Genomic DNA, 10694 nt, shown 5'->3' with positions numbered 1-10694 from the left:
TTTATTAGCGACCATCTTAACTGTATCTGTGGTGTCTAACGACTCTTGAACGACTTTTATTTTAAATTCGAGGGAATATCTACGCTGTGACTTTACTTTCATGATTACTGACTCCAAAAAGGTGTCTACTTTTATGGAGTCAGATCAGAGCGGTGCGGTTGTTGGGTTTTGAAACCACCCTCAGCCCCAAGGGGGTATTTTGCCTAGCACCCAGAGCCTAACACCTATAACTCAAATCTAAGTACTAATTCACCCCAGATTAAAATAACTTTTGTTCTATTTATAACCTGTAAACTTCAAACTATGCTTACTTTTGAAATAACCATGAAAAATGTATGCTTATTTGTTTGAAAGTTAACCGCTTTCGACTAGAGTACCATGGTGTTTAAGTGCTTAATATAATAGAATTTACCGTCTTTAGTTCAGGTTAAGTCAGACTCTTAGCGGAAAAAACGGTTGGGTGGCATAACATGGGTACATACGATTTAAAGCGTATTGTTGAAAGTATTTCAAATCTTAAAAGTGAGAACTTTTATAATGCAATATGCCTATCTTTATCAGAAGTGCTGGGTGCTTCGCATGTTTTTTTGGCTCAAGTCGATGAGTCAACTTTATATGCGACAACCATTGCTTTAGTTGCGCATGACGAAATAGTTGAAAACATCAGCTACGATATTCGCTGTACACCATGCAATGATGTCAGCTGTGGCAGTGTTTCAAGTTACAACTCAGGTGTTCAGCAGCTATTCCCTAATGATCAATTGCTTGTTGATATGGATATTGAAGCTTATGTGGGTGTGCCATTACAAAGCATTTCTGGCAAGACAAATACCATTCTGGTAGCGCTTTTTCAGCATGAAATAAGTGATGCGTTATCAATCGAATCTTTCTTTTCGTTATTTACAGGTTTAATCCAGCGTGAAATTGAAAAAGACCGTTTCATTGCTAAGCTAGATTTTTCTAATCAGTTAATAGAACAAAGCCACGAAGCTATTTTTATCTGCGACCACAATGTAGAAATTACCTATGCAAATACTGCCTTCACTAAAATGACGGGCTATTCGCTGGACGAAGTCTTAGGGGAAAACCCTAAAATTTTAAGTTCAAACCAGTATGATCCACATTTTTATAAAGCTATGTGGCATCAGATTAATACTGAAGGCAAATGGTCTGGTGAAATTACCAATAAAACTAAGCAAGGTAAGCTATATACGCAATTTTTATCAATAACCAAAATGCAAAATAATGCTGAGGATTGCTATGTGGCGTTTATTTTAGATATTACCGAGAAAAAAGAAGCTGAGCGAAAAATTTATTTTCACGCCAACCACGACCAACTTACAGGGTTAACTAATCGTTTTTACTTTAAAGAGTACTTGTGTACTTTAATTTCGTCTCTTGCATATCAAGATGAAGTAGGTACAAACTTGGCAGTAATTTATTTTGATGTTGATAAATTTCAGAATATTAATACGGTATATGGCCTAACATTTGGTGACAAAGTTTTATGTAAACTAGCTGAGCGACTTGAAAGCTGTTTTAAAGAATCAGCCTTTTCACGAATAGATGGTGATAGCTTTGCTATTTTACAAACCTATCAACATATTAGTGAGCTAGAACATGTTTGTAAGCAAATTACAGCATTGTTGGTTGAGCCTTTTTCAATTGGTGGTATTAGCCAGCAAGTATATGTAACTCTTGGGATCAGCTGTTTTGAGCAACGTTATATTTCATCCTCTGAACATAAAATCGAAAAAATAGCACGCCGCTTGATAAGACAAGCTGAGCTTGCAACTCTCAATGCAAAGCAAGCTGGTACGGAGTATTTATTTTTCTGCACTGAAATGGATAACAAAATAAAAACACAAAACTTGCTTATAGATCAGCTAACTTTGGCAGTGAAAAACGACGAAATTGAAGTTTATTTTCAACCTATTATCGATATAGAAAATAACACGGTTGCTAAATTCGAAAGTTTAGTTCGTTGGAATAATCAAGGGCAATGGGTATCACCTGCGGAGTTTATTCCGTTAGCAGAAGAGTCTCGAGTGATTATTCCACTTGGTGAGCTGGTGTTGGTTAAAACTTGTCAGCAAATAAAAGCGTTAGAGCTGCAAGGTTATAACGATGTTGTTTTTAACGTAAATCGGTCTTTATTTGAGTTTACTGAGTTTAATCCTGAGCGTAATGCATGGCTTGAAATTATTAACAACCAAGGGGTTAAGCCGTCACAAATCTCTTTTGAATTAACTGAAAGTGTTTTAGCTCCTGAAAATACTAACCATCTCGATGTGCTTACTCAATTAAAAGAGGCGGGTTGCTTAATTTCATTGGATGATTTTGGTACCGGTTATTCATCTCTTAGTTATTTACGCCGTTTCCCTGTTGATGTACTCAAGCTTGATAAGTCTTTCATAGATGAAGTTCATGTTGATTTAGGTGACGAAGCACTGGTTAAATCGATTATCCAAATGAGTCGAGTATTGGGTATTAAGGTCGTTGCTGAAGGGGTTGAAGAGCGCGAGCAATTGGCGGTGCTTACCGAAGCAGGCTGCGATTATATCCAAGGCTATTACTTTTCTAAGCCATTACCAGCAAATGATGTAATACCATTTTTAACGCAATTTTCTCGAGAGCAGTAGATAATTACGGTATGATTTTGGTATTAAGCAGTTAGCAAAAGCTTACTATGTCAAAATTAACCGCAAAGCAAAACATCAAGGCGATTGTTACAGCCATTAAGGCCGAAGAGCAGTCGTTAAGAGCGCGTTACCCTATACTTAACCAACAAAATAAAATTGCGATGGTAATTCTGCTGGTGTCGTTGTGTTCACTATTCGGTGTTGCGACACTTTATTACTTAGCGGTTATTCCCTCGTGGCTTTGCATCATTCTGGCTGCCTTTATTACCTCAATATCGCATGAGCTTGAGCATGACCTTATCCATAAGCAGTATTTTAGTAATCGTCCTTTTATACATAACTTTATGATGTTAACCGTGTGGCTTATGCGGCCTAATACGGTGAACCCTTGGTATCGCAGAAAGATTCATTTACATCACCATAAAGTATCCGGCACCTCACAAGATTTAGAAGAGCGTTTAGTAGGCAATGGTATTAAGTCGCCCTTGTTGAGAGCTTTGGTCATTACTGATGGCTTGCTAGGTTTGTTAATCAATACCAAGCGATTTAAAAAAGAAATTAGTGGTTTTAAGTTCTTCCGTGTATTTAATGCGGGCTTTCCGATTGCTACTGCGTATTTTGCGATTCTTTACGGGGTAATTGCTTATTATGCAGTGCAGTTCGTACAGCCATTTACATTGCCGCCGTGGGGAGCTGAGTTATTGGCGATGGCAGAGTTTTTAATGGTGGTACTTATCGTGCCTAATATTATTCGTTCGAGTTCTCTTAACTTAGTGACATCTTCAATGCATTATTATGGCGGTGTAAATAATTTGCTTGAGCAAACGCATGTGATCACCAGCCGCTGGTTTTTACCGTTTCAACTATTTTGTTTTGATTTTGGTCGTACCCACACAATCCATCATTTTGTGCCGAATCAGCCCTTTTATATCAGGCATTTGATAAGCAAAAAAATACATCCTATTATGGCTCAGCATGGGGTACGTTTTAATGATTTACAAAGCTTGAAACACGCTAATCATTACCCTGTAAAAGAGCAGTCATCTCAACAAGGAGTTTAATATGAAGGTTACCGGTCGTTGTCATTGTGGTGAGGTAACTTACCATGCAAACGTTGATGAAAATAAAGTGATAAACTGTCACTGCACTGATTGCCAAATTATCTCAGGTGCGCCTTTTCGTACGGTTGTGGTGTCTGTGCCAGATGGAGTTACCTTTACAGGTGCTAAGCCAAAAGAATATATAAAAATAGCTGAAAGTGGCAACCAACGTGCGCAAGGGTTTTGTGGTAATTGTGGTACAGCTTTGTACGCGACTTCTGTCGGTGCAGGTGAACGTATTTATGGCTTACGTATTGGCGCCGTAGAGCAAGCTGATGAGCTCATCCCTAAAGCGCATATTTGGTATCGCTCACATAAACCTTGGCTCGATAACCTTAGTAATATGAGTGCCTTTGAAACCGCCCCTAAATAGCTGTGGTTTCATATTTATTGCTGGCCGATGGTGATATTTCGGCCACTTAAGTAACCAAATAAAGCACACAATAGGCTTGATGCCATACACAGCCAAAGTGCTCCCGCCCAGTTGTTGAAATAACTATGTAAGGCGCCCGCAATAATAGGGCCTGTGGCAGCCAATAAATACCCGATACATTGCGCCATACCCGATAACGCAGCGGCTTGCATTGAGTCATGAGTACGTAGGCTTACAAATGATAAGCCTAAGATAAAACAGGCACCTGAGCAAAAACCTAAGGTGACTGACCAAAGCATCGCAAAACTAGGCGCAACTAATAATCCAACAGAACAAAGCGCGCCAAGTAATGCCAAGCTTAGCGTTAAGATGCGTTGATCTTTTAATTTGGCAAGCAGAGGAATAAGCACAATACCTGGTAGCGCAGAGGCTACTTGAAAGGCGCCTTGCAAAGCGCCCGCGTGCTGCGCACTATGGCCACCTTCTATTAAAATACTGGGTAGCCAACCAAGCATGATATAAGTGAAAAAGGAGTTAAAGCCGAGCAATAAGGTGATTTGCCAAGCCAGTGCAGAGTGCCAAATTTTGTTTTGTGTATTGTTTGACACATATGCCTGTTTTGGCATGGTATGTTGCTTAAGTTGTGGTAACCACACCACAATAGCCAGCACAACCAATAAGGCATAACTGGCAAGCGCCAATTGCCAGCCAATTTCTTTGAATTCAGCGAGCGGAATGATGAGTGCTGAATAGCTGCCACCAAATATACCCATTGCCAAAACATAATAAGACGTCATTACTGCTACTTTGTGTGGAAAGTCACGTTTTATTAGGCTTGGTAATAGCACATTACCAATCGCGATACCGACACCAATTACAGCGGTGCCAATCAATAGCACGGTGGCAGAATCAATAACACGAGAGACAACCCCTATGCCTATGAGTACCAGGGCAATAAACAGTGATATTTCAAGGCCGCACTTTTTAGCAAGGCTTGCTGCCATAGGCGAGGCAATAGCAAACGCGATTAAAGGTAAAGTCGTCAACATGCCGGCTTGCGATGCATTTAACTGAAACTGTTCAATGATCTGTTCAAGTACCGGTGCAATGCCAGTGATCGGGGCTCGTAAGCTGGCTGCAATAAGAAAAATGCCCAGCACTAAAAGAAGGTTACGAATTAGATTTTGAGAAGATGTCACGCTGTTTAGGTGTAATAGCAAGAGGTACATTTATCATACCAAAACACGAAACAGCGTGGGTGAACTATGAGATAGCTCACCAAAAAATGCGGTTATTTAAAACTGATAACTTGCTGATAACATGGCATTGCGCGGTCTACCCGGAAAGTAGCGGTCGCCACTAAATGTGGTGTAGTCAGCGCGCTCTGCATAACGCTCGTCGGTTAAATTGTTTATTCGTGCCGTCACACTAAGGTTAGCTGTTAGCTGCCACGCCGCTCGTAAATTTACTAATGAGTGGCCTTGGTAACTATGCTGGTTTTCAGGATCAGTAAAGTAGCTGCTGGTGGTATGTAGCTCAAGACCAACACGCGTAATGTCGTTTGCTTGCCAAAGTAGCTGCAAGTTTGCGATGTTACGAGGAGCAGTATCAATAAGATTACCATTGATGTTAATCCCGCTGAGTACTTGGTCATAACTGTATGTATGTTTGGCGTGGCTCGCGGCTAATTGCATCGATAAGCTAGGCGTTATGGTATAGGCTAACTCAAGCTCAATACCACGATGCTGAGTTTGGCCATCATTGACGTAATAAAAATCACTGTCGCGGAAAATGGTGTTCTTTTTATTCATTGCATAAATGCTAACTACATAATGCAGCTGTGCTTGTTGACCTTTTATACCAAGCTCTAGGTTTTTAGCTGTTTCAGATTTCAGATCTGCGATATTTTGTTCGCGTTGCAACTGATAAAGCTCTGCCGCTTGCGGTGCTCGATAACCTTCTGAAGCATTGGCGTAGATAAACTGGTTTTCAGCATATTGATAGCTTAAACCAAGCTTAGGTGAAAAGTTAGTAAAGCGATTTTCGCCGCTTTCTGGTCGAGAATAGCGACACCCACCCATGGCGCATGCTGTGCCATCTTCTTTTGTGCGGCCAGCCAACATATGGTTGTCGTAGTCATAACGCATACGCTCGTATCGACCACCCAGGCTGATAAGTAACTCATCAAGTTGCCAATCAAGGTTCACAAACGGTGCTAATAGGGTGCTTGTTACTTGATAATCATAATGTTTGCCTTGAGGCACGGTGGCGACTAAAAATGCTGAGCCTTGAGTGGGACTGTCTTGATATTGTAAAAAGTCAGCATCTGTAAGCTCACCATCAAAACCAACAGTTAACAGGCTAGAGCCGGTTAACTTGTGCTGCCAGCTTGATTGTATACCAACACCTTGCTGAGCATTTTCTTCAAGGGGAGTACCCGGTAAAAAATGCTTAAAGAAGGTCATGTCTTGGTCGCGGATATAAGGCGTAAGGGTAAAGCTGTTAGCCTCATCTTGTGTCCAATTTAGCTTTGACCAAACACGTAAAGAGCGGGCTTTACGAAATGCATCAGGATCAAAATTAGACTGAGCTATTTGCTTATCCTTGTAGCTTTCAAAGCCCTCTATGTAGCCAGCTGTTTGTTGATCTAAATGGGTGTAAGTCAGGCCTGTACTTACACTTAGTTTTTCGCCATCAAAACGGTGACGTAGCGAGAGCTTTTCTTGGTCAACACTTTCGTCATCACGATAACCCGTATCTCGAGTAATAGTGGCATTAATACCTAAACCTTGTTCGCCAAAATCACGACCCGCACCTAGTTTGTAGCGGGTGTAGCCAAACGAGCCGTAATCAAAACCAAGTTGGTTGTGGTTATAGGTTGTATCTGGAGTGATCACGTTGACTACACCATGTACAGCGTTTGAACCATAAAGTGCAGAGCCCGGGCCTTTCAGTACTTCGATGCGTTCAGCCATTTCAGTGTGGGCTTCGAATAATTCATTGATGTTGCAAAAACCAGCTGCGCGAAGTGGAATACCATCTTCGGCAGTAAGTAAGCCACCGCATGCACCTGCGCCAGAAAGTACAGGCGAACGTAAAGCGGGTAAATACTCTTGGCCGTTACCGTGTTGAAGATTAGCACCAGCAACCTGTTTAAGGGCTTGTTCAATGTGAGTTGGAGCGATAAGCGCCAGTTGCTTCTGTGAAATACTGCTGACCACTACAGGCAATGGATCTGCCAATACTTCGCTGCGTGATGCGGTCGTTGTAATATGTTCTAGTTCATTATTTGCAATGGCTTGTTGGTTAAATAATGAGGTGCCCACAAGCACTGAAAGTATCGACAACTTCATGAAAACCCTTTGGTTAGGTACAACAAAAACCAAAGGGTATCTGCTTTTTAGGATGGGTAAAAGCTTTCTCGATTAATAACTTTGTCTGTTATGCACTACGGCGATGTACGGCAAAACCTGCCAGTACTGCCACTAACCAGAATAAGCTACTGCCGCCACTGCCATTTCTGTGTGTGACATTGGCTACTTTTTCTTCTTTTACGCGGGTTTTAAATTGCGCTAATTCAGCATCGAGATTCGTGATCATGTCATCAACAGCTCCATTAAAGCTTGCCAGCGACTGCTCTTTAGCGACTTCATCGATGCCAATTGCTGTACTGCGTTGCTCTGCTTTATGAATACCTGGCGCGCGAAACAGCATTTTTCGGCTTTTCACGTCAAATACGGCAGTATCTACAAAGGTTTGTACTGAGTTCTCATTGCCCGGAATCACATATAAACCAACAATCGTGAGATATAAAAATGCAGCGTTATTTTCTAAGCTTTGCGACACTTGGTCGTATGAAACAAGCGCCATAATATCCACATCATATAATCGTGATACTTGTTCTAATGCGGTAAATCCTTCGCTGCCTTTTAAATAAGTACTTGGGATCACTTCAATACGGTCTATGTAGTCATATTGCATAAACTGCTTTTTAACTTTATTTAGCAGTGCGACTTCATCACCATGATGCAAGCCATCATTGTACTTGTTAGGAATAAAGGCAATCCCTACCGTGGCTGGTAAGTTCAAAGTTGGAATCGTTGCTTGGTGTGCAGCTCTATCTTGTTGGTCTGGGTAAAGGTACTCAACCAATGAACTTGATTGCGTTTTTTGATTGCCATATTGGCTCATCATGGCACTACAGCCCGTTAGTGCAGTAATACTAATGACCAAACACCATTTTAGAACATTCATAAATTATCCTTATTATGTTGTGAGGAAGCCTTTGTTTATGTTGCAAATATAACGACAAACGGCTCAAACGGAACTGTAACTCAGACTCGATTTTTCGTAAATAGTGCCAAAGAAGTTTAAAGAAATGTAAAGATTAGCTTTCTAATGTGTTGATATGTAAACAGTTGCGTTTTTAAATTGTAACCCTTCATCTATGATTCAGGCTAAAACGTTAGGCTTTTTATCAGGAGCAAACGTTGAGGGTCTCTTTTATGAATAAATTAATTACTATCTCAGTTGCTGTTTTAGGTTTGAGTTTGATACCTATGGAAGCAAACGCAAAACATGATCGTGACCACGATAGATACGAACATAAGCACGAACGTAAAAAGCATAAAAAACATAAAAAACACCACAAACATCACCATCATCATGACAGACATGATCGTTACGATAGATACGATCATTACAGTTACCGTGACTTACCACCCGGTTTATACAAAAAAGTAGGGTATGGTGGTGGCTTACCACCAGGTTGGTATAAGCGTTATCGCCATGGTGATACTCTTGACCGTGATATATATCGTCATGGGCGAGTGATTAAACGTCGCGACCGAAATGGCATTATTGCCATCGAAATCGATGACCGCCTTATTCATCTAGTACACGATACGCGAGAGATTTTATCAATCGTTACTCGCCATCGTTAATCCTGTCAAAAGCCGCTTAGCGGCTTTTTTTAGCTGGTTTCATACCCAGTTCAGAAAAACTTGCTACGCTTAATTGGGACTCATAGAAGGAGCACTCGCATGAAAGCATTGTTAACAGTTGCAGTGATAGGTTTAAGCCTAGTGGCGGCTGGCGCACTTGCAAAAGATAAAGACAAGGATAAGGGCAAAGATAAAAGTCTACCACCTGGCCTTGAAAAGAAACTTGATAATGGTGGCGATTTACCACCCGGTTGGCAGAAGAAATTACGTAAAGGCGATATTCTTGACCGTGATATTTACCGCCGCGGTAAAGTGATTAAATCTCGAGATAGAGATGGTCTAATCTCAATTCAAGTTGACGATACTGTCGTGCGTTTAGTGGAAGACACCCGAGAAATTATTTCTATTCTGAGCCGCTAGTTTTGCTTGAATCGATCATGACTTATGGATTGGGTTCACTATTGGCCATGCTGCTAGTGGTCTCAATCTTGCCATTTTCATATTCCCAACATTATTTAATTCGCAGTTGTGACTTTGTACGCTTGCAAGTGGTTTACCTTGCTTGTGCGAGTTTAATTGCTGCAAGCTATTTAATCAGTCGCACGGGCTCCGCGCCTTATATTGGTTGTGCTCTGGCGAGTATCGTCGTGTTGCTTTTACAAGTTGGCTGGATTTACCCTTACACAAGGTTCGCTAATAAAGAAGTTGCTTCAAGCAATAAAACCGATAAGCACAGTATTCGCATTATGTCGGCAAATGTACTGATGTCGAACAGCGAATATGACAAACTCATTGCTTTAGTTAACACGCACCAACCAGACTTACTCATTACGTTAGAGTCTGATCAAACTTGGCAGAACGAACTGAGCAGTTTAGAGCAAGAATACCCGTATCGAGTGTACTGCCCAAAAGATAATCGTTATGGTATGCACTTGTACAGCAAGTTTAAAATTAAACAACAGCAAGTTTGTGAGCTTATAGAAAGCGATATCCCCTCAATCCATATTTTGTTTGAAGATGCAGATGGCGTAGAAGTTCAAGGGCATTTTATCCATCCTGCACCTCCGAGCCCCACGGAAGAAGACAGCTCACGGCCGCGTGATACTGAACTAATTATCTTAGCAAAAGCACTTAAAAACAGACTGCGACCTTGTATTGTTGCAGGAGATCTAAATGATGTTGCTTGGTCGCGAAGTACCCGTTTGTTTATGCGTATTAGTGGCTTGTTAGACCCACGTAAAGGCCGCGGCTTTTTTAATACCTTTCATGCCAGTTATTTCTTTATGCGCTGGCCACTTGATCATCTTTTTCATAGTAATGAGTTTAGTGTTAAGCGTATTGAGCGTTTGGCAAAGTATGGCTCAGACCATTTTGCACTTCTTACAGAGCTTGTTTATAACCCCGATTCTGACAATCAAAAACAACAAGAGCAGATTGATAAAGAAAAAGCAGTGGATGAGTTAAAAATGCCAGCAGCCTCGAAGCAACAAGTGCCAATGTTTAATACCAACCCGCAATAATACTTAATCATTTTGAGGGATAAAACCTGTCGCTAACTGCGTTAAAAATTTCTCATTTAGAACAACTAAATAACGAAATTTTTGCCTTGTTATCAACGAGGTTTTATTGCCTCAAA

At 40.9% G+C, this 10694-nt stretch carries 9 protein-coding genes; 6 read left to right on the top strand and 3 right to left on the bottom strand.

Going from position 1 to position 10694, the window contains the following annotated elements; genetic code table 11:
• Positions 1-470: 470 nt before the first annotated feature.
• From IRQ78_RS18745 to IRQ78_RS18735, 3 genes are read left to right on the top strand one after another with little or no spacing between them, the layout of a single operon-like run.
• Complete coding sequence (locus IRQ78_RS18745) at positions 471-2642, top strand: putative bifunctional diguanylate cyclase/phosphodiesterase (protein WP_194442909.1); 2172 nt, start codon at positions 471-473, stop codon at positions 2640-2642.
• Between the two features lie 47 nt (positions 2643-2689).
• Positions 2690-3703 (top strand): fatty acid desaturase, encoded by a 1014-nt coding sequence (locus IRQ78_RS18740; protein ID WP_166338864.1) that lies wholly within the window; start codon positions 2690-2692, stop codon positions 3701-3703.
• Between the two features lies 1 nt (position 3704).
• The gene (locus IRQ78_RS18735; RefSeq protein WP_054552625.1) at positions 3705-4115 is read left to right on the top strand and encodes a GFA family protein; all 411 of its coding nucleotides are present in this window, start codon (positions 3705-3707) and stop codon (positions 4113-4115) included.
• 14 nt (positions 4116-4129) lie between these two features.
• Here IRQ78_RS18735 and IRQ78_RS18730 read toward each other — a convergent pair whose 3' ends face one another.
• The 3 genes from IRQ78_RS18730 to rhlP all read right to left on the bottom strand — a co-directional run bounded on the left by IRQ78_RS18730 (position 4130) and on the right by rhlP (position 8369).
• Entirely contained in the window at positions 4130-5344 is a 1215-nt protein-coding gene (locus tag IRQ78_RS18730; protein WP_194442908.1) for an MFS transporter, read from the bottom strand.
• 66 nt (positions 5345-5410) lie between these two features.
• Complete coding sequence (locus IRQ78_RS18725) at positions 5411-7468, bottom strand: TonB-dependent receptor (protein WP_194442907.1); 2058 nt, start codon at positions 7466-7468, stop codon at positions 5411-5413.
• 88 nt (positions 7469-7556) lie between these two features.
• A complete protein-coding gene (gene rhlP, locus IRQ78_RS18720; protein ID WP_194442906.1) occupies positions 7557-8369 on the bottom strand; it encodes a rhombotarget lipoprotein in 813 nt (270 codons plus the stop codon).
• A 251-nt stretch (positions 8370-8620) separates the two neighbouring features.
• Here rhlP and IRQ78_RS18715 point away from each other — a divergent pair, with 251 nt between their 5' ends.
• From IRQ78_RS18715 to IRQ78_RS18705, 3 genes are all read left to right on the top strand, one after another.
• Positions 8621-9058 carry a hypothetical protein gene (locus tag IRQ78_RS18715; RefSeq protein WP_194442905.1) on the top strand — a complete coding sequence of 146 codons (438 nt, stop codon included), beginning with the start codon at positions 8621-8623 and terminating at the stop codon, positions 9056-9058.
• Positions 9059-9157: 99 nt separating this feature from the next.
• Positions 9158-9478: a hypothetical protein gene (locus IRQ78_RS18710; protein ID WP_194442904.1), complete on the top strand. Its 321-nt coding sequence runs from the start codon at positions 9158-9160 to the stop codon at positions 9476-9478.
• Positions 9479-9495: 17 nt separating this feature from the next.
• Positions 9496-10578, top strand: coding sequence for an endonuclease/exonuclease/phosphatase family protein (locus tag IRQ78_RS18705; RefSeq protein WP_194442903.1), 1083 nt, complete (start codon positions 9496-9498; stop codon positions 10576-10578).
• Positions 10579-10694 lie beyond the last annotated feature (116 nt).

Origin of the sequence: Pseudoalteromonas simplex, assembly GCF_015278155.1 — a bacterium.
In the GTDB taxonomy this organism is placed as follows: Bacteria; Pseudomonadota; Gammaproteobacteria; order Enterobacterales; family Alteromonadaceae; genus Pseudoalteromonas; species Pseudoalteromonas simplex.
The sequence above is the reverse complement of the archived record's forward strand: the minus strand, read 5'-3'. Positions and strand labels throughout refer to the sequence as shown.

Excerpts from the sequence above, each read along its gene's own strand:
- IRQ78_RS18745 (WP_194442909.1), top strand. The coding sequence starts at position 471 with ATGGGTACATACGATTTAAAGCGTATTGTTGAAAGTATTTCAAATCTT.
- IRQ78_RS18740 (WP_166338864.1), top strand. The coding sequence starts at position 2,690 with ATGTCAAAATTAACCGCAAAGCAAAACATCAAGGCGATTGTTACAGCC.
- IRQ78_RS18735 (WP_054552625.1), top strand. The coding sequence starts at position 3,705 with ATGAAGGTTACCGGTCGTTGTCATTGTGGTGAGGTAACTTACCATGCA.
- IRQ78_RS18730 (WP_194442908.1), bottom strand. The coding sequence starts at position 5,344 with ATGTACCTCTTGCTATTACACCTAAACAGCGTGACATCTTCTCAAAAT.
- IRQ78_RS18725 (WP_194442907.1), bottom strand. The coding sequence starts at position 7,468 with ATGAAGTTGTCGATACTTTCAGTGCTTGTGGGCACCTCATTATTTAAC.
- rhlP (WP_194442906.1), bottom strand. The coding sequence starts at position 8,369 with ATGAATGTTCTAAAATGGTGTTTGGTCATTAGTATTACTGCACTAACG.
- IRQ78_RS18715 (WP_194442905.1), top strand. The coding sequence starts at position 8,621 with ATGAATAAATTAATTACTATCTCAGTTGCTGTTTTAGGTTTGAGTTTG.
- IRQ78_RS18710 (WP_194442904.1), top strand. The coding sequence starts at position 9,158 with ATGAAAGCATTGTTAACAGTTGCAGTGATAGGTTTAAGCCTAGTGGCG.
- IRQ78_RS18705 (WP_194442903.1), top strand. The coding sequence starts at position 9,496 with ATGACTTATGGATTGGGTTCACTATTGGCCATGCTGCTAGTGGTCTCA.